Source organism: Kosakonia sp. H02, from assembly GCA_030704225.1.
Classification (GTDB): Bacteria; Pseudomonadota; Gammaproteobacteria; order Enterobacterales; family Enterobacteriaceae; genus Kosakonia.
This window is the reverse complement of sequence record CP131915.1, coordinates 2,567,427-2,591,410: the sequence shown is the minus strand read 5'-3', so window position 1 is coordinate 2,591,410 and position 23,984 is coordinate 2,567,427. Positions and strand designations below refer to the sequence as shown.

The window sequence follows — 23,984 nt, the reverse complement described above, 5'->3', positions numbered from 1 at the left end:
AACTTTCCTTGTAGTTTATAAACTACTTGTGTGAGTTTCAAGCAAGGAAGCATTACATATGAGAGCAGAGAGAGGAGGGGGCAATCTGCCTGAATGGAAACAGGCTCGCATGCTTATTCGTTCTGTTGCCCCGTTAGCAAGCTTTTCATCGAGTTAGCGCACATTTCTCTTTATGCGATGCAAAAATCCATTTTTCTCTTCTCCACAAGCCAAGTATATTCCGCTTTTACAGGAGAATTTATGCTGCCAACCCAATCAACACGTTTAAACAAATATATTAGCGAAAGCGGAATCTGCTCACGCCGCGAGGCTGACCGTTACATCGAACAGGGCAATGTCTTTATTAATGGCAAACGCGCCGGTATTGGCGATCAGGTTGTTGCCGGGGATGTTGTGAAAGTAAACGGTCAACTTATCGAACCGCGAAACGAAGAAGATCTGGTGTTTATCGCGCTGAATAAACCCGTTGGCATTGTGAGTACGACCGAAGACGGTGAAAAAGACAATATTGTTGATTTCGTCAATCACAGCAGCCGTATTTTCCCGATCGGGCGGCTGGACAAAGATTCACAGGGGCTGATTTTTCTCACTAATCACGGCGACTTAGTGAATAAAATCCTGCGTGCGGGGAACGATCACGAAAAAGAGTATCTGGTCACGGTCAATAAACCGGTGACGGACGAATTCGTGCGCGGAATGGGCGCGGGCGTGCTGATTCTCGGTACGGTGACCAAAAAGTGCAAGGTCAAGAAAGAAGCGCCGTTTACCTTCCGCATTACCCTTGTGCAGGGGCTTAACCGTCAAATCCGCCGTATGTGCGAACACTTTGGTTATGACGTCACTAAGCTCGAGCGCACGCGCATTATGAATATCAGCCTGACTGGTTTACCGCCCGGTGAATGGCGGGATCTTACCGACGATGAACTGATTGCGCTGTTTAAACTGATTGAAAATTCATCATCAGAAGCTAAACCGAAAGCCAAAGCCAAACCACAAGCGGCGAAGAAGCCAGGGGTAAAAGTGGCGAAGCCGGAAGAGAAAAGCCGGGCAAAGCCCGCAGGTAAACGCTTTGCCCAACCGGGAAGGAAAAAGAAAGGGCGTTAATTAACGCCGCCCGCGCGTCTGCGTGTTACTCGACCATGAAAATGTTGCGTTTTCATCTGGTTTATAAGCCTGCTTCTTTTTCACCTGGCGGGCTTTCTTCGCGTCAGCTTCACGCTGCGCCATCAGCTTGTCGATGTACTCTTTCTTCACATGGTTTGCTTCGGAATTGCTCAGCGGGCGTCCGTGCGCGATGCGGGCGCGATCGAGCAACGTTTTCAGCTCCCGCTGCTCACTCTCCGTCATCTCTTTTTGCGTCAGTCTGGTCAGGGCCATAGGGCAATCTCCTGGGGGGAAGTGCAACGAGTGTACGCGATGCCAGCGTGAAAGAGCAGGGGGAAATAACAAACCTGGCAAGCCTGTAACCATTACTGTCGGTTGAGGATGCCGAATCAGCGCATCTGCTGTCCGGCATCCCGTTGTCGTTAACCCTCTTTCACCGTCTCAGTTTTACGGCCATCGACCGGTTTGCCCGACCAGTAACCCGCCAGCAGCGAGCCGGAAAGGTTGTGCCATACGGAGAAGAGCGCGCCGGGAAGTGCGGCAAGCGGGGAGAAGTAGATTTTACCCAGCGCCGCAGCCAGCCCTGAGTTTTGCATTCCCACTTCGATTGCCAGCGTGCGGCAGGTGGACTCATCAAACCCGAACAGACGCCCGCCCCAGTAACCGCCGAGCAGACCGATGCTGTTATGCAAGATAACCGCGACAATGACCACCAGGCCGACAGAGGCGATATACGCCGCAGAGCCTGCTACCACCGCGCTGATAATCGCCAGAATGCAGACCATCGAGAACGCGGGCAGATACGGCTCCACCGCTTTTACCACGCGCGGGAAAAGATGATGGACAATCAGCCCAAGCGCAATGGGGATCACCACAATTTGCAGAATGCTCACCAGCATACCCATCACATCCACCTGAATATGGGCATCAACATACAGCCGCGTCAGCAGCGGCGTGGCGACAACGCCCACCAGCGTGGAGACAGACGAAATGGTCACCGACAGCGCGACATCGCCTTTTGCCAGATAAATCATCACATTCGAGGCCGTACCGCTGGCGACGCTGCCGACCAGCACCATGCCCGCAGATAAATCCGGCGGCATGTGAAAAATCAGCGCCAGTAACCATGCCGCCAGCGGCATCACCAGGTAGTGCAGGAAAATCCCCGCTGCCACCGGCGCTGGGCGCGACAGCACGCGTTTAAAGTCGTCGATTTTCAGGTGCACGCCCATGCCGAACATAATCAGCATCAGCAGTGTGGTCACCCACGGGCCGATAGCGACAAACGTGGGTGGAAAGTAGTAAGCGAGTACGGAGAGCAGCACGGCCCATAATGGGAATAGCCGGGTGAAGGTTGCGAGCATTGACAGATTCCTTGCGATTTTACGATTGTGTCGTGTTGTGTTTTTTATAAAAAGGCCGGGTTCGAGCCCGGCCATACACATTGTTTATCGTGCTAAGGAATATTATTCAAACAAATTATGATGCAATTTCTGCACGACCTGCTCGGCCTCTTTCCCCGGCACCAGGAAACAGAGGTTATGGCTGGAGGCACCGTAACAAATCATGCGGATGTTGAACGGTTCGAGCACGCCGAACACCTCTTTGCCCACGCCGCAGGCTTTCGACAAATCGTTGCCAATCAGCGCCACCAGCGCCAGATTTTCTTCCACTTCCACCCGGCACAGGGAAGAGAGTTCCATCAGCAGTGCCTGTGTCAGCAAGGTATCGCCCGTCGATGTTGAACCGGTGGTATCCAGCGTCAGCGCCACGCTCACTTCGGAGGTGGTTATCAGATCAACCGAAATATTATGCCGCGCGAGGATACCGAAGAGTTCTGCCAGAAAGCCGCGCGAATGCAGCATATTCAGGCTGTGCAGCGTCAGCAGTGTTTGCTTACGACGCAGCGCCAGCGCACGGAACAGCGGCGGGTTGCTGGTTTTGTTGCACACTAATGTGCCACCCGCTTTGGGATCTTTGCTGGAACCAACAAACACCGGAATATCACTGCGTACCGCAGGCAACAGGGTAGCCGGGTGCAGCACTTTTGCGCCGAAGGTCGCCATTTCTGCCGCTTCCTCAAACGCAATCTCATCAATGCGTTTCGCCGCCGGTACAATGCGCGGATCGGTGGTGTAAATGCCTGGCACATCCGTCCAGATATCCACGCGCGCAGCGCGCAGCGCTTCGCCCAGCAGCGCGGCGGTATAGTCGCTACCGCCACGGCCAAGCGTAGTGGTGCGGCCTTTGGCTTCGCTGCCGATAAAACCTTGAGTAATCACTAAACCGTCGTCGATGCGAGGCGCAAGTTGTTGCGTGGCAAGCTCGGCCAGCGCAGCGACATCCGGTTCGGCGCGGCCAAAGCGGTCGCTGGTGCGCATCACTTTGCGCACATCAAACCACTGCGCCTGCACACTACGCTCACGCAGCACTTCGACAAACAGCAGCGTTGACATGAGTTCGCCGTGGCTGACCAGTTCGTCGGTCAGGGCGGTCGACGTCGCCAGCGAGGCGGCTTCAGCAAGGGTGGTGATATTTTCCAGCAGACGCTCGATCTCTTCGCGGATCACGGCCTGATTGGCCATGCGCTCGAGGATATCGAACTGAATTTTGCGAATGGCGTCGAGCTTAACGAAGCGCTCTGTGGCTTCAAGGCCTTCTGCCAGGGCCACCAACAAATTGGTGACGCCAGCGGAGGCGGAAAGGACAACCAGACGGACGCTGGAGTCGGCAAGCACCACGTCCGCACTGCGGTTCATGGCTTCGTAATCGGCAACGCTGGTGCCGCCAAATTTAGCGACAACGAAACTCGTCATAACAACCTCGTGACAGGGGATCCAGTATTCAGCCATGGCACAAGGAAACGCGCCTGGTACGGCAAAAACATTCACTAAAAAGCGCATTTATAAATAAAGGTTGAGCGGGCATGCTGTCAACGCCGGGATTATGCGGATTTTTCATGCCGCTTTTGCTGTTAGTAAAATGACTTATGTTGTGCTTGTTTTCGGCGGTTTTTACTCGCTTTTCGCCCGCGTTCACTTGGGCGGTGACACAAAAACCATCACAATTTTCCCTCGCAGGCGCTACAATCGACGGCAGTCTCACTTCTCAAATCAGAAGAGTATTGCTATGAAAAACATCAATCCAACGCAGACTTCTGCCTGGCAGGCATTACAGAAACACTATGCTGACATGAAGGATGTCACCCTTGCGGATCTCTTCGCAAAAGACGCCGACCGCTTCACCAAATTCTCTGCGACCTTTGACGATCTGATGCTGGTGGATTACTCCAAAAACCGCATCACGCAAGAAACCCTCGATACCCTGCTGGCGCTGGCCAAAGAGACCGATCTGGCCGGGGCCATCAAGTCCATGTTCTCCGGTGAAAAAATCAACCGCACCGAAGACCGCGCGGTACTGCATGTCGCGCTGCGTAACCGTAGCAATACGCCGATCCTGGTGGATGGCAAAGATGTGATGCCGGAAGTCAATGCTGTGCTTGAGAAGATGAAAACCTTCTCGGAAGCGATCATTTCCGGTAGCTGGAAAGGCTACACTGGCAAGCCCATTACCGACGTGGTGAACATTGGTATCGGCGGATCTGACCTTGGTCCGTTTATGGTCACCGAAGCGCTGCGCCCGTACAAAAACCACCTGAACATGCACTTTGTCTCTAACGTCGATGGTACCCACATCGCCGAAGTGCTGAAAAAAGTAAACCCGGAAAGCACCCTGTTCCTGGTGGCGTCCAAAACGTTCACCACGCAGGAAACCATGACCAACGCCCACAGCGCGCGCGACTGGTTCCTGAAAACCGCCGGTGATGAAAAACACGTTGCGAAACACTTCGCGGCGCTCTCCACCAATGCGAAAGCCGTTGGTGAATTCGGTATCGACACCGCCAACATGTTTGAGTTCTGGGATTGGGTCGGCGGCCGTTACTCTTTGTGGTCCGCGATTGGCCTGTCAATCATTCTCTCCGTTGGCTTCGACAACTTTGTCGAGCTGCTTTCCGGCGCGCACGCCATGGACAAGCACTTCTCCACCACGGAGCTGTCGAAAAACTTGCCGGTGCTGCTGGCGCTGATCGGTATCTGGTACAACAACTTCTTCGGCGCAGAAACCGAAGCGATTCTGCCGTACGACCAGTACATGCACCGTTTTGCTGCTTACTTCCAGCAGGGCAACATGGAATCCAACGGTAAATACGTTGACCGTAATGGCGACGCGGTGGATTACCAGACTGGCCCGATTATCTGGGGTGAGCCGGGCACTAACGGTCAGCACGCTTTCTACCAGTTGATCCATCAGGGAACCAAAATGGTGCCGTGTGATTTCATCGCGCCGGCCATTACCCATAACGCGCTTTCCGATCACCACCAGAAACTGCTGTCTAACTTCTTTGCGCAAACCGAAGCGCTGGCGTTCGGTAAATCCCGCGACGTGGTTGAGCAGGAATATCGCGATCAGGGTAAAGATCCGGCCACGCTGGAACACGTTGTGCCGTTCAAAGTGTTCGAAGGCAACCGCCCGACTAACTCTATCCTGCTGCGTGAAATCACGCCGTTTAGCCTGGGCGCGCTGATTGCGCTGTATGAGCACAAAATCTTCACTCAGGGCGCAATCCTCAACATCTTTACGTTTGATCAGTGGGGCGTTGAGCTGGGTAAACAACTGGCGAACCGCATTCTGCCTGAGCTGGGCGATGACAAATCCATCTCCAGCCACGACAGTTCAACCAACGGCCTGATTAACCGCTACAAATCCTGGCGCGGTTAATGTCTAAAGCGTCGCTTCGGCGGCGCTTTTTTTACCGTTCGATATTTTCAATTTCTCTGGCGAAATATCATCGGCTGCATAAAGCCGATATATAAGTAATTTCAATATCGTTATTTTGTTTAGGGCTAAATTAAGGCGAATAGTCTGAGTTGCTGACGGCAATATCATTCATCAGGTTTATCTGAAAAATATGGCGACCCGCGTAGCGCTTGCTATAAATTTTAGGAGTAGCCTTATTGTGTTAAGTTTTTGTCATTATTTAATTCTTTGAATTTAATCATGTTTTTTCAATTAATCCTTTCCAGATAAATGCCGTAGGCCAATGTTCCTAAAAGGCTTCGTGCTATTTCCCGATGCGTAATTCATTTGCTTTAGTTGTGTATACTCCATATCGCCTGAGATTTTTCAGGTAAATCTCCATTCATTCAATGAAGGGAAATTGATATGAAAAAAGTCCTGTATGGCATTTTTGCCATATCCGCTCTTGCGGCGACTTCTGCTTTTGCAGCACCGGTGCAGATCGGTGAAGCGGCAGGGTCAGCAGCGACCTCTGTTTCTGCGGGTAGCTCCGCAGCAACGAGCGCCAGCACCGTAGGTTCTGCGGTCGGTGTCGCCCTGGCGGCAACCGGTGGTGGCGATGGCTCCAACACGGGGACCACAACCACCACAACGACAAGTACTCAGTAATAACGAGTGCATTAACTATAACCACACTTCGGTGTGGTTATTTCGCCCCTTTCGGAGAAGAGTCGTGAAGCGACCTGGTATCATTTTGATTTGCCTGCTCCTTCAGGCATGTTCTGGCCCGATCAAAGGCCTCGGGGATTCACTCTGGAATAGCATATTTGGCACGCCAGGCGTGCAGCTTACCGAGGACGATATCCAGAATATGCCCTACGCCAGCCAATACATGCAGCTTAACAATGGCCCGCAACTGTTTGTCGTGCTCGCCTTTGCCGAAAACGGTCAGCAGAAATGGGTAACGCAAGATCAGGCCACCATCGTTACGCAACATTACCGCATCGTGAAAACACACCTCAGCGGCGATAACCTGATTGAAGTGAACAACCTGGCGGCAGATCCGCTGGCGAAACCGAACCAAATTATCGACGGCACAAGCTGGACGCGCATGATGGGCTGGACCGAACATAAACAGGTGCGTTATGCCAATGCCCGCTCCGAGTTCCACTGGAACGGCACCGACACGGTGAAACTGGCGGGTGACGAAACGCAGGTTCGCGTGCTGGACGAAGAGGTCACCACCGATCAAAAAAGCTGGCGCAACCGTTACTGGGTGGATGAAGCCGGGGTTATACGTCAGTCTGAGCAGTATCTCGGCGCAGACTGGTTCCCGGTGAAAACGATGCTGATTAAGGCGGGCAAACAATGAAAAAACGCGCGCTCCTTCTGCTGCTATCAAGCCTCGTTTCTCCGCTGGCGCTGGCTGCCGGTACGGTTGATGTCTATACCGCAGGTGACAACAAACCCAAAACCTTAACCAACGCTGAGCACCTGATTGACCTGGTGGGCCAACCCCGGCTGGCAAATAGCTGGTGGCCAGGTGCCGTGGTCAGTGAACGTCAGGCAACCGTTGAGCAGCAGGCACGCCACCAGGCGCTACTGGCGCGGCTCAGCGCACTGGCGGCCGATGAAAGCGGTGACAGTGCCGCTGCAATCACTGCTTTACGCCAACAGTTGCAGGCGCTGAACGTGACCGGCAGACAACTCGTCGAGCTGGATCCCGATTACTTGCGTACACATCGTCTCGCCAACCGGCCGCTACAGGGGGAATACACCTTGTGGGTGGGGCCGCAGCCATCGTCCATCACGGTTCTGGGTCTCGTCAGTCGCCCAGGCAAGAAACCCTTCACGCCACAGCGGGATGTGGTCAGTTACCTCGACGATATGAGCCTGTTGAGCGGCGCCGAACGCAGCTACGCGTGGGTGATTTATCCCAACGGTAAAACGCAAAAGGTACCGGTGGCTTACTGGAACCGACGCCACGTGGAGCCAATGCCCGGCAGCGTGATTTTCGTCGGTTTCGCACCGGGTTTGTGGAGCAACGAGTATGACGAGCTCAATGCTGACATTCTTCAGTCCCTGACGCATCGGATACCGGAATAATAATGAAAAAATCGTTTGTTATTAGCTTGTTGGCGCTGGGAATTAGCGCCGCTTGTCACGCAGAATCCTACCCGGACCCGATTGGCCCTTCGCAATCGGATTTTGGCGGCGTGGGTTTGCTGCAAACACCGACCGCGCGTATGGCACCGGAAGGTGAGCTGAGCCTGAACTACCGCGACAATAATGAGTACCGCTACTACTCCGGCTCGGTGCAACTTTTCCCGTGGCTGGAAACTACGCTGCGCTACACCGACGTGCGAACGCGCAAATATAGCTCGGTCGAGGCGTTTTCCGGCAACCAAACCTACAAAGATAAAGCCTTCGATTTGAAATTACGGCTCTGGCAAGAGAGCTACTGGTTGCCGCAAGTCTCTGTCGGCGCGCGCGATATTGGCGGTACGGGGCTGTTCGATGGCGAATATGTCGTGGCGAACAAAGCCTGGGGGCCGTTTGATTTCTCCCTCGGCATCGGCTGGGGCTATCTGGGCACCAGCGGCAATATCAAAAACCCGCTGTGCTCCTATGATGATAAATTTTGTTCGCGCGACAACAGCCTGCGATCCGCAGGCTCCACGGATACCAGCCAGATGTTCCACGGCCCGAGCGCGCTGTTTGGCGGCGTGGAATATCAAACGCCCTGGAACCCGCTGCGTTTGAAGCTGGAATATGAAGGCAACAACTACGTGCAGGACTTCGCGGGTAGCCTGCCGCAGCGCAGCAAGGTCAACGTCGGCGCCATTTACCGTGTGGCCGACTGGGCGGACATCAACCTCAGTTACGAGCGCGGCAATACCGTGATGTTTGGTTTCACCTTGCGTAACAACTTCAATAGCTTGCGTCCGGCCTATAACGATAACGCGCGGCCGAAATATCAGCCGCAGCCGCAAGATGCGATCCTGCAACATTCCGTTGTCGCCAACCAGCTTACGCTGCTGAAATACAATGCGGGTCTCGCAGAACCGAAAATTCAGGTGAAAGGCGATACGCTGTACGTCACCGGTGAGCAGGTGAAATATCGCCATACGCAGGAAGGTGTAACGCGCGCGAACCGGATTATCATGAACGACTTGCCGGATGGCATTCGTACCATTCGCGTCACGGAAAACCGGCTCCATATGCCGCAAGTGACCACCGAAACGGATGTCGCCAGCCTGAAACGCCACCTTGAAGGCGAGCCGCTGGGACACGACACCGAACTGGTGCAAAAACGCGTGACGCCGATTGTGCCGGACACTACCGAACAGGGCTGGTATATCGATAAAACCACGTTCGATTTCCATATCGATCCGGTGCTCAACCAGTCACTCGGCGGGCCGGAAGGCTTCTATATGTATCAACTGGGTGTAATGGGAACCGCCGACTGGTGGGTAACGGATCACCTGCTGACCACCGGTAGCCTGTTTGCCAACATATCGAATAACTACGATAAATTTAATTACACCAATCCGCCGACGGACTCCTCGCTGCCGCGTGTGCGTACCCGCGTGCGTGAATACGTGCAGAATGATATTTACGTCAACAACTTACAGGCGAACTACTTTCAGTATCTGGGCAATAACATTTATGGTCAGGTATATGGCGGTTATCTGGAAACGATGTTCGGCGGTGCCGGTGCGGAACTGCTGTGGCGTCCGGTCGACAGCCACCTGGCTTTCGGCATTGACGGTAACTACGTGAAACAGCGTGACTGGCGTAGCGCGCAGGACATGATGAAGTTCACCGATTACAGCGTGAAGACCGGCCATTTCACCGCCTACTGGACACCGTGGTTCGCGGAAGATGTGCTGATAAAAGCGAGCGTCGGTCAGTATCTGGCGGGCGATAAAGGAGCGACGCTGGAAGTGGCGAAACACTTCGACAGCGGCGTCGTTGTCGGGGCGTACGCCACGAAAACCAACGTGTCGGCGGCAGAGTACGGGGAAGGGGATTTCACCAAAGGGGTGTATGTCTCTGTCCCGCTGGATCTGTTCAGCTCTGGCGCAACCCGCAGCCGTGCGGCTATCGGCTGGACACCGCTGACGCGTGACGGCGGTCAGAAACTGGGTCGTAAGTTTGACCTCTACAGCATGACCAGTGATAAATCGGTTAACTTCCAGTAATCCATTCGCCCTTCTCCTCCCGGGAAGGGCGTTTTTCTTTAAAGCCTGCGCCTGCTCTCTGTAAAAACTCACCGACGAATGCCATCACTTGCGGACACAAAATAAAGTAGATCCAGATCACATTTTTAAGCTATACAGGAGGCTGTTTCTACAGAATGAGGTGCTGTTATGACGTCGCTAACTCGTCCGCGCGTTGAGTTTATTTCGACCATCTTGCAGACCGTGCTAAGCCTTGGCCTGCTGGCGCTGGGGGTGATCCTGATTGTTTTCCTGGGGAAAGAGACGCTGCATCTGGCCGATGTGCTGTTCTCCCCGGTACAAACCAGCAAATATGAGCTGGTGGAAGGCTTGGTGGTCTATTTCCTCTACTTCGAATTTATCGCCCTGATTGTGAAGTACTTTCAGTCCGGTCTGCATTTCCCGCTACGCTATTTTGTCTATATCGGTATTACCGCGATTGTGCGGTTGATCATCATCGATCATCAGGCGCCAATGGATGTGTTGATCTACTCGGCGGCGATCCTGCTGCTGGTGATCACCCTGTGGCTGTGTAATTCGCAGCGCTTAAGACGGGAATAAAAAAAAGGCGGCCCGTTCAGGCCGCCAACGACTTCACAAGTTAGGGTTAATACAAGTTGAGGGTGCAGTGGCAACGCCCGTCATCTTTCGGGTGATAGCTGTGTTGGCTTCCTTTACTCACCCCAGTCACTTACTTCAGTAAACTCCCGGGGATTCGTGCAGTCGCCGCCTTGCTCTAACCCGAAATATTTAGGGCGCGAAAACAACGATGAAATCTAACCTTTCACCCCACCTGCGGTCAGGCCGTTAACCAGCCAGCGCTGCGCAAGCAGGAATACAAGCGTAATCGGAATGGCGGAAAGCACCGCCGCGGCGGCAAAATCGCCCCACAAATAGTTTTGCGGGTTGAGATATTGCTGCATCCCGACCGCCAGGGTGTAACTGTTCACGTCGCGCAACAGCAGTGAAGCGACCGGCACTTCGGTAATGGCGGCGATAAACGACAGAATAAACACCACAGCCAGGATTGGCACCGACAGCGGCAGCAGCACCAGGCGGAACGCCTGCCACGGCGTCGCGCCATCCAGCGACGCGGCTTCTTCCAGCGAACTGTCGATGGTTTCGAAATACCCTTTAATCGTCCAGACATGCAGCGCGATACCGCCAAGATAGGCGAAGATCACCCCGCCGTGCGTATTCAGCCCGATAAACGGAATGTACTGGCCCAGCCTGTCAAACAAGGCGTACAACGCCACCAGCGACAGCACCGCCGGGAACATCTGGAAAATCAGCATCCCTTTCAACAGCGTCGCTTTACCGCGAAAACGCATACGGGCAAAGGCGTACGCGCAGGTGGTGGAGAGCGCGACAATCCCCACGGCGGTGATCCCGGCGATCTTCACCGAGTTCCACAGCCACAACAGCACCGGGAACGGCGGCGGCGTGACGCGCCCGTCGGCGTGTTCCACGCTAAAGCCCAGCGCCAGCCGCCAGTGCTCCCACGAAATGGTGTCGGGAATTAAGCTGCCGGTTGCGAAATTACCTTCGCGCAGGGAAATGGCGACCACCATCAGCAGCGGGAACATAATCGCGGCGATAAACACCAGCAGTAATGCGTGGGTGATAAACAGCCGCAGCTTTTGCGATTTTGCCTGCACCATTGCCATAATTTTCGTCCTCCTTAATCGAATTTCATGCGCGTGGCTTTCAGGTTGACGATAGCCAGCGCGCCTACCAGCAGGAAAATCAGCGTGGCGATGGCGGCAGCAAGCCCGAAGTCCTGACCGCCACCGCCTTCAAAGGCGATGCGGTAGGTGTAGCTCACCAGCAGGTCGGTGTAGCCCGCTGGCGTGGTGGTGCCGATGCGATCCGGCCCGCCGTTGGTCAGCAACTGGATCAGCACGAAGTTATTAAAGTTAAAGGCGAAGCTCGCGATCATCAGCGGCGTCAGCGGCTTGATCAGCAGCGGGAAAGTAATGCGGAAAAAGTTTTGCAACGGCCCTGCGCCGTCCATCGCCGATGCCTCATACAGATCGTCAGGGATCGCTTTCAGCAGCCCCATGCAGAGGATCATCATGTAGGGATAACCGAGCCAGGTGTTGACGATCACGATCATCGCCCGGGCAGTTGTCGGATCGCTAAACCAGGCCGGTTTGATGCCAAACAGCGCGCTCAACATCATGTTGATCTCACCGAAGCTCTGGTTAAACAAGCCTTTGAAAATCAGGATCGAGATAAACGACGGCACCGCATAGGGCAGGATCAGCAGCACACGATAAATCGCTTTGCCTTTGAGTGATTCCCACTGCACCACGCAGGCCAGCACCATGCCGACGGCCACGGTGAGCACGACGGTGAGCACCGAGAAAACCACCGTCCAGATAAAAATCGCGATAAACGGCTTCTGGATGCCTTCATCGGTGAAAACGCGGGTGAAGTTATCCCAGCCGATGGTCACGGTATAACCGGGGCTCAGTTTTTCACTGCCCCAACTGCCGTCGGCGTTAATCGCCTGGAAGAAGCCAATCTCATTATTTGCGCGATATTTTGCGCCGCTCTGGTTATTGAGTAGCGTGCCGTCTTGCTCCACCTGATACAGCGGACGCGTGCCGGAGAACTGACGCAGCGAACTCATGGCGACTTTGCTCTCATCCGGCAAAATGGCGGTGAGCTGGTTCAGCGCCTGGCGGTTTTGCGTAATCACACGCAGGTTCGCGCGCTCGCCTGCGGGCAGGGCATCGACCTCTTTTAAAGTCAGTTGTTGTTCGCCGCCGGGCTTGAAGGCGTCGGAGAGATAATGTTTGCCACTCTCGCCGTCCGTCAGCGCCAGTTGCCAGGCATCTCCTGACGGATAAAGCCCGAAGTTATAAGCTTTTCCTGCCTGGTAAGCCCTATCGAGCAACACCTGCTGCGCGCGCTCCTGGGTCAATTGGTTGGTGCTGCTGTAGTTGGTAAAGGCGATGGCGATGGTGCAAATCAACGGGAACAAAACAAACAGGCCCATGCCCGCCACGCCAGGGTAAACATACCGCCAGGCGTAGGCCTTGCGGTTGGCGAAAATATAGAGGCCCGCCGAACTGAGGACGAGCGTGGTGATGGCAAAAAGGTATTCCCCCTGGGCATACATCATGACGACAAGGTAAGCCACTAATAGCCCGATTAGCGCGATGGCTGCCCATGCGACTTTTGAGCTTTGCCACCAGTGGCGTTTTCTTACAACATCCATGGGGATTTCCTCTTTACACTCCATCCTTCACGCTGCCTCTTTGTTGGCTACGGCTGCGCACCCCAGTCATTTACTTATGTAAACTCCTGGGGATACACAGCCTTGCCGCCGCGATGCAACGTGAATGCTGAAGTGTGAACAACTTGTCCAATTATCCTTATCGCCAGATGTGATAAGGCACTCACGTTTTTACTTAGTAATACGACCCTGCGCATCTTTCAGCGCGGCGTCGACAGTCTGGCGACCACTCACGGCATTGATCACCGCCGTACGGGTGGCGTACCAGAAGGCGGCCATTTGCGGGATGTTCGGCATGATTTCGCCGGTTTTCGCGTTATCCATGGTCGCGGCGATGCGCGGATCTTTCGCCAGTTGCTCCTGATAGGTTTTCAGCGCCACCGCGCCCAGCGGTTTGTCTTTGTTCACCTCTTCCAGACCCTGGTCGGTCAGCAAATAGTTTTCGAGGAACTCTTTCGCCAGCTCTTTATTCGGGCTGGCAGCGTTAATACCTGCGCTCAGCACGCCAACGAACGGTTTAGACGGTTTGCCGTTGAAGGTCGGCAGCGGCGCAACGCCGTAGTTAATCTTGCTCTTGTCGATATTGGCCCACGCCCACGGCCCGTTGATGGTCAGCGCGGTTTCGCCTTTGTTAAACGCCGCTTCGGCAATCGAATAATCGGTGTCGGCATTCATATGTTTGTCTTTAATCAACTTCACGAGGAAGCCCAGACCGGCTTTCGCGCCCGCGTTATCGACGCCAACATCTTTCACGTCATATTTGCCGTTTTCATACTTGAAGGCGTAACCGCCATCGGCGGCAATCAGTGGCCAGGTGAAGTACGGCTCTTGCAGGTTAAACATCAACGCGCTCTTGCCTTTCGCTTTTAATTCTTTGTCCAGCGCCGGGATCTCTTCCCAGGTTTTTGGCGGGTTTGGCACTAAGTCTTTGTTATAAATCAGCGACAGCGATTCCACAGAAATCGGATAGGCAATCAGCTTGCCGTTGTAGCGCACCGCATCCCAGGTGAAGGGGAACAGCTTGTCCTGGAAAGCTTTGTCCGGGGTGACTTCCGCCAGCAGGCCGGATTGCGCATAGCCGCCGAAACGGTCGTGCGCCCAAAAAATAATGTCCGGGCCGTCGCCGGTCGCCGCAACCTGCGGGAACTTCTCTTCCAGTTTGTCCGGGTGTTCAACGGTCACTTTGATGCCGGTGTCTTTCTCGAATTTTTTACCCACTTCGGCAAGACCGTTATAGCCTTTGTCGCCGTTGATCCAGATAACCAGCTTACCTTCTTCAATTTTGGCGAGGGCAGAGGCGGAAAACATCATCGTCGCCACTGCGGACAATGCGAGGATGCGTGCGCCTGTTTTGATTTTCATATATCCCGTCCTTTAGGTGATGTGCTCGTGGATATGCTCAAGGTGGTTTGACGGGAACAGTCTCCTTGTTTGGCAAGCGCTTCTCATCATCCCCAACCCTACGCCCCTGGGGTGATTTGTGTGATCTCTGTTACATAGATTTTTATTATGTGTGTCAACGCACACAAAATTGCGCCGTTTTTTGCAAAGCCCATCACGAAAATGCCCGTCGCCCGCCCGCCGGGGGGGCAGAACAGAATGTCTCATCCTCCCGTCTCCTCCCCCATAAAAAACAGGGGGGTGGAGGATTCGCCCGCTGAATCGATGCCCCATAGTCAGCCAACGTTGAATGTATCTGTTGGTGACAGGTTGTAACGAAGGGAGAAGGGCATGGCGAGCGTAACGCTGCGTAATGTAACGAAAGCCTGGGGCGATGTAGTGGTGTCGAAAGACATCAGTCTCGACATCCACGAAGGGGAGTTCGTGGTGTTTGTCGGCCCGTCAGGCTGCGGTAAGTCGACGCTGCTGCGCATGATTGCCGGGCTGGAAACGATAACCAGCGGGGATTTGCTGATTGGCGATACCCGCATGAACGATGTTCCCCCTGCCGAACGCGGTGTCGGCATGGTGTTCCAGTCCTATGCGCTCTATCCGCATTTGTCGGTGGCGGAAAACATGTCTTTCGGCCTGAAGCTCGCGGGCGCGAAAAAAGATCTGATCAAATCGCGCGTGACGCAGGTGGCAGAAGTGCTGCAACTGGCGCACTTGCTGGAGCGTAAACCAAAAGCGCTCTCCGGTGGACAGCGCCAGCGCGTGGCAATTGGCCGCACGCTGGTGGCCGAACCCCGCGTCTTCCTGCTTGATGAACCGCTCTCCAACCTGGATGCCGCCCTGCGCGTGCAGATGCGTATTGAGATCTCCCGCCTGCACAAGCGCCTGGGCCGCACGATGATTTACGTCACCCACGATCAGGTCGAAGCAATGACGCTGGCCGACAAAATCGTGGTGCTGGACGCCGGGCGCGTGGCGCAGGTCGGCAAGCCGCTGGAGCTTTATCACTATCCGGCTGACCGTTTTGTCGCCGGGTTTATCGGTTCGCCGAAGATGAACTTCCTGCCGGTAAAAGTGACCGCCACAGCCATTGAACAGGTGCAGGTTGAGCTGCCCAACCGCCAGCGGGTGTGGCTCCCGGTGGACAGCGCCAATGTGCAGGTCGGCGCGAATATGTCGTTGGGTATTCGCCCGGAGCATCTGCTGCCAAGCAACATCGCCGATGTCACGCTGGAAGGGGACGTGCAGGTCGTCGAGCAGCTTGGTCACGAAACACAAATTCATATCCAGATCCCGGCAATACGTCAGAACCTGGTTTACCGCCAGAACGACGTGGTGCTGGTAGAAGAGGGTGCCACATTCGCTATCGGCTTACCGCCGGAGCGTTGCCATCTGTTCCGTGAGGATGGCACCGCCTGCCGTCGGTTGCATCAAGAACCTGGCGTTTAGCGTACCCCAAAAAAACTGCACCCGCTCTTTTAAGGGCTAAGTGCAACAAAGAAAAGCAAGCAAGCTCTCAGGAGATAGAACGATGACTACTCTGCGCAAACTCCCCCTGGCTCTCGCCATTACGGCAGGCATTTTGTCTGCTCAGGCGGGTGCCGTCGACTTTAAAGGTTACGCGCGTTCCGGCATTGGCTGGACCGGCAGCGGCGGCGAGCAGCAATGCTTCCAGGCAACCGGTGCAGGCTCCAAATACCGTCTCGGTAACGAGTGCGAAACCTATGCAGAATTAAAACTCGGTCAGGAAGTGTGGAAAGAAGGCGATAAAAGCTTCTATTTCGACACGAACGTCGCTTATTCCGTCGCACAGCAAAATGACTGGGAAGCCACCGACCCGGCATTCCGTGAAGCCAACGTGCAGGGTAAAAACCTGATTGACGCGCTGCCAGGCTCCACCATCTGGGCAGGTAAACGCTTCTATCAGCGTCATGACGTACACATGATCGACTTCTACTACTGGGATATCTCCGGCCCGGGTGCAGGTCTGGAAAACGTCGATCTCGGCTTTGGTAAACTCTCTCTCGCCGCGACCCGTTCGACGGAAGCGGGTGGTTCTTCTACCTTCGCCAGCAACAGCATTTACGACTACACCGAAAAAACCGCTAACGATGTGTTTGACGTGCGTTTAGCGCAGATGGAACTCAACCCGGGCGGTACGTTAGAGCTTGGCGTTGACTATGGCCGCGCCAACACCCGTGACGGTTACCGTTTATACGATGACACCGAAACGAAAGATGGCTGGATGTTCACCGCTGAACACGTCCAGAGCATGCTGAAAGGCTATAACAAGTTTGTTGTTCAGTATGCGACCGATGCGCTGACGTCGCAGGGCAAAGGGCTGTCGCAAGGTTCCGGTATCGGTATCGATAGCAACAGTAGCTTGCCTTATAACGCCAACAACAACGGCACTTTGCTGCGTATCCTCGATCACGGTGCAATCTCCCTTGGCGATAGCTGGGATCTGATGTACGTCGGTATGTATCAGGACATCGACTGGGATAACAACAACGGCACCAAATGGTGGACGGTGGGCGTGCGCCCAATGTTCAAATGGACGCCGATCATGAGCACCCTGCTGGAAGTTGGCTACGACAACGTGAAATCTCAGCGTACCAACGACACCAACAACCAGTACAAAATCACCCTCGCGCAACAGTGGCAGGCAGGCGACAGCATCTGGTCTCGTCCGGCTATCCGCGTATTCGCAACCTATGCGAAATGGGATGAAAAATGGGGCTACAACACCAGCGGTAACCCAGGCACTAACGCCAACTATGGTCTGGCAACCCGCAACGGTACGGGCGGCTCGAGCTTCGGTCGTGGCGACAGCGACGAATGGACCTTCGGTGCCCAGATGGAAATCTGGTGGTAAGGGCTTCACTCGCATAATCAAAAGAGGGGCGCAAGCCCCTCTGATTCTTACAAACAGCGCGCTATTGCCTGGCCACCGCTGTTTTGCATCCTGAAGGTGATAACAATGAAAATGAAAAAAAGTCTCATCGCTCTGTGTCTTTCCGCGGGCTTGCTGGCGAGCGCACCGGGCATCACGCTGGCTGATGTGAATATCGTGCCCCAGAACACGGCGGCAGCGCCGTCGATTCCGACATCAGCATTGCAACAGCTCACCTGGACACCTGTCGACACAGCCAAAACCCAGACGGTTCGGCTTGCGACCGGCGGACAACATCTGAACGTCGCGGGCATTACCGGGCCAGTGGCCGCATTTAGTGTGCCGGCCAATATTGGTGAACTCACGCTGACGCTCTCCAGCGATGTGAATAAAAACACCGGCGTTTTTGCGCCGAACGTGCTGGTCTTTGATCAGAATATGTCGCCTGCGGCCTTTTTCCCCAGTAGCTACTTTACCTACCAGGAACCCGGCGTGTTAAACGCCGACCGGCTGGAAGGTGTAATGCGACTGACCCCGGCATTGGGCCAGCAGAAGCTCTATATCCTTGCGTTCACCACCGAAAGTGATTTGCAGAAAACCACCACGCTGCTTGATCCGGCCAAGGCCTATGCGAAGGGCGTGGGCAATGCGATCCCTGACATCCCCGATCCCATTGCGCGCCATATTGCGGACGGCGTAGTGAATCTGAAAGTGAAAAACAGCAGCGGCTCCAGCGTGCTGGTGGGTCCGTTGTTTGGTTCTTCTGCCCCGAGCACGGTAACGGTGGGCAACACCGCCGCGCCGACGTACAGTGCGCAACCTGCGGTTGCCGCGCCTGCTCCAGCGCCAGCGGCAAAAAGCGAGCCGATGCTCAACGATACGGAGAGCTATTTTAACCGTGCGATTAAGGAAGCCGCTGACAAAGGTGACATTGATAAGGCTCTGAAATTACTAAATGAAGCAGAACGTCTCGGGTCGAAAACTGCCCGTGCCACTTTTATCAGCAGTGTAAAAGGCAAGGGGTGATTCCTCCCCGCAATGTTGATATTTGCAGTAACTGGTGCGTCGCCTGACGCACCTTTTTTTCCGGTGCAGATGCGCGCTGTTGCGTATCTGTTGCATCGATGAAAACTGTCTGACGTTTTCCCGCCACCCGCCCGCCCGTTCTGCGATACACTATTGCTACGTTATGTACCGGAGAGTAAGGCATGTCACATCCTGCGCTTACGCAATTGCGTGCGCTGCGCTATTTAGAAGCAATTCCCGCGCTGGAGCCGCAACTGCTGGACTGGCTGTTGCTGGAAGATTCAATGACCCAACGTTTTGAGCAACAGGGCAAAAAAATCACCGTCACCTTAATTCGCGAGGGCTTTGTTACGCCAGATGAGATTGCGCAAGAGCGCGATCTGCTGCCGGATGAAGCGCGTTACTGGCTGCGTGAAATCATACTTTGCGCAGACGGCGTACCCTGGCTTGCCGGGCGCACCGTGGTGCCGGAATCGACGCTCAGCGGCCCTGAGCTGGCGCTGCAAAAGCTGGGAAAAACGCCGCTGGGGCGATATCTTTTTACCTCTTCTACACTTACGCGTGACTTTATTGAAATTGGACGTCATGAGCAGTTATGGGGACGCCGTTCTCGTCTGCGACTGGGCGGAAAACCGCTGATGCTGACCGAACTGTTTTTACCCGCGTCACCGCTGTACTAAGAGGAATACAAAATGGAGTGGAGTCTCACGCAGACTAAGCTATTAGCTTTTCATCGGCTAATGCGTACGGACAAACCGATTGGTGCGCTGTTGTTGCTGTGGCCAACATTGTGGGCATTGTGGGTAGCAACGCCTGGTGTGCCGCCGTTATGGATTTTGTTGGTGTTTGTTGCGGGCGTATGGCTGATGCGCGCCGCCGGTTGCGTGGTCAATGATTACGCCGATCGTAAATTTGATGGTCACGTTAAGCGCACGGCGAATCGCCCGTTGCCCAGCGGTGCCGTAACAGAAAACGAGGCGCGGGCGCTGTTTGTCGTGCTGGTGCTGCTGGCGTTCGCACTGGTGCTTACGCTCAATGTAATGACCATTCTGCTCTCGGTTGCCGCGCTGGCGCTGGCCTGGGTGTACCCGTTTATGAAGCGCTACACCCATCTGCCGCAGGTGGTGCTGGGGGCGGCGTTTGGCTGGTCGATTCCAATGGCGTTTGCCGCCGTGAGCGAAACGGTGCCGCTGAGCTGCTGGATTATGTTCCTCGCCAATATTTTGTGGGCGGTGGCTTACGATACGCAGTACGCGATGGTTGACCGCGATGATGATGTGAAGATTGGCATCAAGTCGACGGCGATTTTGTTTGGTCGTTACGACAAGCTGATTATCGGCATTTTGCAGGTTGCGGTGATGGCGCTGATGGCTGCTATCGGCTGGCTGAGCGGGTTAGGGTGGATCTATTACACAACCGTGCTGGTGGCGGGTGCGCTGTTTGTTTACCAGCAGGTGTTGATAGCGAAACGTGAACGCGACGCCTGCTTTAAAGCGTTTATGAACAACAACTACGTTGGGCTGGTGCTGTTTTTAGGGCTGGCGTTGAGTTATTTGCATTGATATTTCACATTTTCCCCTCTCCCTTCTGGGAGAGGGGAAATACAACATCACGCTTCTGGTTGCGTTGCGCTCTCAATCGTTAAACGCACATCTGACGTCATCAACTCTGCCAGCATTTGATATACGCTTAACGTCCGCGATGGATCGGCATCGCCGGTATCGCTGATATAACCTTCATCGCGCAGCGTCAGCACCAGCGTACTGAATACGGCTTTATCGAAGAACTCCGGCGCGTTAATACCGTGCAGCACCGACAAACGCTGAGCCAGCGTGCGGCTCTCTTTCTCCAGCGTGCTGCGGTTCATCGATGGGTTCGCGCTCAGTAGCCAGAAGGTAATGGCGTAACGCTGCAATGTTTCGCGCGCGCCTGCCGCCAGCAATTGCAATGTGCGCGAGTGCGCCGGATTGATGCTCAGGCGATCCTCTTTCAGGGTGATTAGCCCCTGGCGCAGCAACTCTTGCGTCAGGTTCTCCAGCACCTCTGCCAGCTCTGCTTTTTCCCAACGCAGGAATAGCTCGGCTTTCAACATCGGATAGAGCAACTCAACGTGGCGCAGGATCTCACTTCGGGAGATCGTGCGATGCTGAGCCACAATTGCCGCTACCAGCGACGGCAGCATCAACATGTGCGCAATATTGTTGCGGTAATAGGTCATCAGTACCGCCTGCTCGCGCGGCAGAATGATGATATCGCCAATGGTGTCTTTCTCGACCTCGAACTTGTTCATCTGCAACGCGTGATTGATGAGCTCCGCCGCGCTGGCGGACGGTGCCGTCGAATCCGGGGAGTAGGGCACGTTACGCATCAAATCGAGGTAGCAATTAAGCTGTTCGGTCAGTTGCTCGCGAGTCAGTGAACGCTGGCGCGAGGCTAATAATGCCGTACAACACAGGTTCATCGCATTCGCTGCACCGGCGTTATTAATGCGCACCATCAGGTCGGCGGCGATAGTGTTCACGGTCGGCGTCAGCCATGCCGGGCGAATGGCTTCAATCGGATCGATCGATTCGCGCCACTCCGGCACGTTGTGGTTAAGGTAGTTCACCAGCGGGATAGGCTCACCGAAGTTCACATAACCCTGACCCAGATTGCGCAGCTTGCTCAGGCCGCGCAGCATCTGCCACAAACTTTCTTTCTCTTTCGTCGCACCGCGCAGCTCTTTCGCGTAAGTGCCGACCTCCATCACGTGCTCATAGCCGATATAAATCGGCACCAGCGTGATGGGGCGCGTACCGCCGCGCAGCATTGCCTGGATGGTCATCGACAGCGTACCGGTTTTCGGATCCAGCAAACGTCCGGTGCGGGAACGACCGCCCTCGACGAAATACTCCACCGAATAACCGCGGCTGAACAACTCGCCCAGATATTCACGGAACACCGTGGAATAGAGCTTGTTGCCTTTAAAGGTACGGCGAATAAAGAACGCCCCCAGGCGGCGGAAAATCGGCCCTGCCGGCCAGAAATTCAGATTGATGCCGGCCGCAATGTGCGGCGGCACCAGCCCCTGGTGATAGAGCACATACGAAAGCAGTAAATAGTCCATATGGCTGCGGTGGCAGGGCACATAGACAATTTCGTGGCCATCATGGGCCAACTGCCGCACGCGCTCTGCATTATGTACGTTGATGCCCTGATAGAGACGGTTCCACGTAAAGCCGAGGATACGGTCGGTCAGACGAATCATTTCGTAGGAGAAGTTAGCGGCAATCTCTTCCATCAGAGCGATAGCGTTTTGCTGCGCTTTATCATGGGAGATTTTTTTACTGCGCGCTTCGTCTTCGACCGCGCGAGCAATCGCTTTGGACGACAGCAGCTTATTGAACAGATCCTGACGTGCCGGCAGACGCGGGCCAACGGCGGCCAGACGCTGGCGGGCGAAGTGCATACGCGCCACGCGTGCCAGTTTTTGCGCAATAATTTTATCAGTGCCGTGCTCGGTTGCCATGCGGCGCAGCGAAACCGGCGGAGAGAAGCGCACAAAGCTGTCGCGGCCAAGCCAGGAGACAGCAAAGAACTTTTGGATGCCGTTGAGCATACGCAAAGGCGGGTTGATTTCGCCTTTTTCACGCCCCGGTGAGCGGCCAAACATGACCGACACCGGCACCATTTGCACATCCAGATCCGGATGGCTGCGGTGCAAATCCAGGTAGTCGTGGAACAGTTTTATCGACTCTTCTTTCGGCGTGTAATAAGTGAAAACACGCGGACCGCCGTGGATAAACACGTAACGCGGCAGCAGTGTGCCGTCGATTTCCAATGGTTCCATAGGGTCGGGCAATTCATGTGCCAGACATTGGGCGCGCAAAGTCAATAAGTCTGCCTTTGAGTTGTAAGGCAGCACGTACATAATAGGACGTGATGTATCGAGACCCAGTTCCTGTGCAGGTTCTGCGGGGATCGATTTACTTTTTACCAGCACGCTTAATGGTAAGTTCAGTAATTTGTAGTAAATTCGTGGCCAGCCGGACATAAAGGATGTAAAGCCTCTGGTTAATAGTGCCATTGCGCCGCAAGAATATCAGAAAGCGCACACAATTTCTGTTGTACCGCTGCGCGCTCACCCACTCATTGACGCTTATTACGTAAAAAGGTTCTTTTAATGGCCAATAATACCACCGGTTTAATCCGGATCATTAAAGCCGCGGGATATTCCTGGAAAGGAATTCGCGCTGCATGGATCAATGAAGCCGCCTTTCGACAGGAAGGGGTGGCAGTAATTCTGGCAATCATTATTGCTGGTTTTTTGGATATTGATACCATGACGCGCGTCCTGCTTATTGGCTCGGTCACGCTGGTGATGATTGTTGAAATCCTCAATAGCGCCATCGAAGCGGTGGTTGATCGTATCGGCTCTGAATTCCATGAGCTTTCTGGCCGCGCGAAAGATATGGGCTCGGCGGCGGTACTGATGGCAATTCTACTGGCGCTGTTCACCTGGATCTCGCTTCTTTGGTCGCATTTTCGATAGTGTTTCCATAATTCGATAACGCTCTGGTTTTTTGCTTAAATTTGGTTTCAAATTCGCCGTTAACTGTATATACTCACAGCATAACTGTATATACACCCAGGGGGCGGGATGAAAGCATTAACGGCCAGGCAGCAAGAGGTGTTCGATCTTATTCGCGATCGTATCACCCAAACCGGTATGCCACCGACGCGTGCGGAAATCGCACAGCAATTGGGGTTCCGTTCCCCAAATGCAGCCGAAGAACACCTTAAAGCGCTGGCGCGCAAGGGGGTAATCGAAATCGTATCTGGCGCATCTCGCGGGCTTCGCCTGCTGCTGGAAGAAGAAAACGATGTCGGGCTGCCGCTGATTGGTCGCGTCGCTGCGGGCGAACCACTTCTGGCGCAACAGCATATTGAAAGTCACTACCAGGTCGATCCTAATCTGTTTAAACCGCACGCAGATTTCCTGCTGCGCGTTAGCGGTATGTCTATGAAAGACATCGGGATTATGGACGGCGATCTGCTGGCGGTACACAAAACGCAGGATGTGCGTAACGGCCAGGTGGTTGTCGCGCGTATCGAAGACGAAGTGACCGTCAAGCGCCTGAAAAAGCAGGGCAACACCGTTGAGCTGTTGCCGGAAAACAGCGAGTTTTCCCCGATAGTGGTCGACTTGCGCGATCAAAACTTCACCATCGAAGGGCTGGCGGTTGGCGTCATCCGTAATGGTGAATGGCTGTAACGCCCATTTTCTCTGCTGCGGCATCCTATTACCTGCCGCAGCGTCACTCTC

At 54.5% G+C, this 23,984-nt stretch carries 21 protein-coding genes; 14 read left to right on the top strand and 7 right to left on the bottom strand.

Annotated features, from left to right (window positions below):
- The first annotated feature begins 240 nt into the window (after positions 1-240).
- Entirely contained in the window at positions 241-1,104 is an 864-nt protein-coding gene (gene rluF, locus Q5705_12205) for a 23S rRNA pseudouridine(2604) synthase RluF (GenBank protein WLI75361.1), read from the top strand.
- On the opposite strand, the gene Q5705_12200 is transcribed toward rluF, so the two are convergent.
- The 3 genes from Q5705_12200 to lysC form a co-directional block, all read right to left on the bottom strand.
- Positions 1,105-1,377: a DUF3811 domain-containing protein gene (locus Q5705_12200; GenBank protein ID WLI75360.1), complete on the bottom strand. Its 273-nt coding sequence runs from the start codon at positions 1,375-1,377 to the stop codon at positions 1,105-1,107.
- A gap of 149 nt (positions 1,378-1,526) precedes the next feature.
- Positions 1,527-2,468, bottom strand: coding sequence for a ketopantoate/pantoate/pantothenate transporter PanS (gene panS / locus Q5705_12195; protein ID WLI75359.1), 942 nt, complete (start codon positions 2,466-2,468; stop codon positions 1,527-1,529).
- Between the two features lie 102 nt (positions 2,469-2,570).
- The gene (gene lysC, locus Q5705_12190) at positions 2,571-3,920 is read right to left on the bottom strand and encodes a lysine-sensitive aspartokinase 3 (GenBank protein ID WLI75358.1); all 1,350 of its coding nucleotides are present in this window, start codon (positions 3,918-3,920) and stop codon (positions 2,571-2,573) included.
- Positions 3,921-4,233: 313 nt separating this feature from the next.
- Here lysC and pgi point away from each other — a divergent pair, with 313 nt between their 5' ends.
- The 6 genes from pgi (at position 4,234) to psiE (ending at position 10,685) form a co-directional block, all read left to right on the top strand.
- Complete coding sequence (gene pgi / locus Q5705_12185; GenBank protein WLI75357.1) at positions 4,234-5,883, top strand: glucose-6-phosphate isomerase; 1,650 nt, start codon at positions 4,234-4,236, stop codon at positions 5,881-5,883.
- Positions 5,884-6,327: 444 nt separating this feature from the next.
- The gene (yjbE, locus tag Q5705_12180; protein ID WLI75356.1) at positions 6,328-6,570 is read left to right on the top strand and encodes an exopolysaccharide production protein YjbE; all 243 of its coding nucleotides are present in this window, start codon (positions 6,328-6,330) and stop codon (positions 6,568-6,570) included.
- Positions 6,571-6,634: 64 nt separating this feature from the next.
- Positions 6,635-7,273: a YjbF family lipoprotein gene (locus tag Q5705_12175; protein ID WLI75355.1), complete on the top strand. Its 639-nt coding sequence runs from the start codon at positions 6,635-6,637 to the stop codon at positions 7,271-7,273.
- Positions 7,270-8,007: a capsule biosynthesis GfcC family protein gene (locus tag Q5705_12170; GenBank protein WLI75354.1), complete on the top strand. Its 738-nt coding sequence runs from the start codon at positions 7,270-7,272 to the stop codon at positions 8,005-8,007. Before Q5705_12175 ends, Q5705_12170 begins: the two co-directional genes overlap by 4 nt.
- A 2-nt stretch (positions 8,008-8,009) precedes the next feature.
- On the top strand, positions 8,010-10,106 hold the full coding sequence (locus tag Q5705_12165) for a YjbH domain-containing protein (protein ID WLI75353.1): 2,097 nt from the start codon (positions 8,010-8,012) through the stop codon (positions 10,104-10,106).
- Positions 10,107-10,274: 168 nt separating this feature from the next.
- Entirely contained in the window at positions 10,275-10,685 is a 411-nt protein-coding gene (gene psiE, locus Q5705_12160) for a phosphate-starvation-inducible protein PsiE (GenBank protein ID WLI75352.1), read from the top strand.
- Between the two features lie 215 nt (positions 10,686-10,900).
- Here psiE and malG read toward each other — a convergent pair whose 3' ends face one another.
- The 3 genes from malG to malE all read right to left on the bottom strand — a co-directional run bounded on the left by malG (position 10,901) and on the right by malE (position 14,730).
- The gene (gene malG / locus Q5705_12155; GenBank protein WLI75351.1) at positions 10,901-11,791 is read right to left on the bottom strand and encodes a maltose ABC transporter permease MalG; all 891 of its coding nucleotides are present in this window, start codon (positions 11,789-11,791) and stop codon (positions 10,901-10,903) included.
- A gap of 14 nt (positions 11,792-11,805) precedes the next feature.
- On the bottom strand, positions 11,806-13,350 hold the full coding sequence (malF, locus tag Q5705_12150; GenBank protein ID WLI75350.1) for a maltose ABC transporter permease MalF: 1,545 nt from the start codon (positions 13,348-13,350) through the stop codon (positions 11,806-11,808).
- A 189-nt stretch (positions 13,351-13,539) separates the two neighbouring features.
- Positions 13,540-14,730, bottom strand: coding sequence for a maltose/maltodextrin ABC transporter substrate-binding protein MalE (malE, locus tag Q5705_12145; GenBank protein ID WLI75349.1), 1,191 nt, complete (start codon positions 14,728-14,730; stop codon positions 13,540-13,542).
- A gap of 369 nt (positions 14,731-15,099) precedes the next feature.
- Between malE and malK the strand changes: the two genes are divergently transcribed.
- The 5 genes from malK (at position 15,100) to ubiA (ending at position 20,241) form a co-directional block, all read left to right on the top strand.
- Complete coding sequence (gene malK, locus Q5705_12140; GenBank protein WLI75348.1) at positions 15,100-16,209, top strand: maltose/maltodextrin ABC transporter ATP-binding protein MalK; 1,110 nt, start codon at positions 15,100-15,102, stop codon at positions 16,207-16,209.
- Between the two features lie 82 nt (positions 16,210-16,291).
- The gene (locus tag Q5705_12135; GenBank protein WLI75347.1) at positions 16,292-17,635 is read left to right on the top strand and encodes a maltoporin; all 1,344 of its coding nucleotides are present in this window, start codon (positions 16,292-16,294) and stop codon (positions 17,633-17,635) included.
- Positions 17,636-17,740: 105 nt separating this feature from the next.
- The gene (gene malM / locus Q5705_12130) at positions 17,741-18,679 is read left to right on the top strand and encodes a maltose operon protein MalM (GenBank protein WLI75346.1); all 939 of its coding nucleotides are present in this window, start codon (positions 17,741-17,743) and stop codon (positions 18,677-18,679) included.
- A 182-nt stretch (positions 18,680-18,861) separates the two neighbouring features.
- Positions 18,862-19,359 (top strand): chorismate lyase, encoded by a 498-nt coding sequence (ubiC, locus tag Q5705_12125; GenBank protein WLI75345.1) that lies wholly within the window; start codon positions 18,862-18,864, stop codon positions 19,357-19,359.
- Between the two features lie 12 nt (positions 19,360-19,371).
- Positions 19,372-20,241, top strand: coding sequence for a 4-hydroxybenzoate octaprenyltransferase (gene ubiA, locus Q5705_12120; protein WLI75344.1), 870 nt, complete (start codon positions 19,372-19,374; stop codon positions 20,239-20,241).
- Positions 20,242-20,288: 47 nt separating this feature from the next.
- Here ubiA and plsB read toward each other — a convergent pair whose 3' ends face one another.
- On the bottom strand, positions 20,289-22,712 hold the full coding sequence (gene plsB / locus Q5705_12115) for a glycerol-3-phosphate 1-O-acyltransferase PlsB (protein ID WLI75343.1): 2,424 nt from the start codon (positions 22,710-22,712) through the stop codon (positions 20,289-20,291).
- A 129-nt stretch (positions 22,713-22,841) separates the two neighbouring features.
- Between plsB and Q5705_12110 the strand changes: the two genes are divergently transcribed.
- Together Q5705_12110 and lexA are read left to right on the top strand one after the other, a co-directional pair.
- On the top strand, positions 22,842-23,210 hold the full coding sequence (locus tag Q5705_12110; GenBank protein WLI75342.1) for a diacylglycerol kinase: 369 nt from the start codon (positions 22,842-22,844) through the stop codon (positions 23,208-23,210).
- A 108-nt stretch (positions 23,211-23,318) separates the two neighbouring features.
- On the top strand, positions 23,319-23,933 hold the full coding sequence (lexA, locus tag Q5705_12105; protein ID WLI75341.1) for a transcriptional repressor LexA: 615 nt from the start codon (positions 23,319-23,321) through the stop codon (positions 23,931-23,933).
- Positions 23,934-23,984 lie beyond the last annotated feature (51 nt).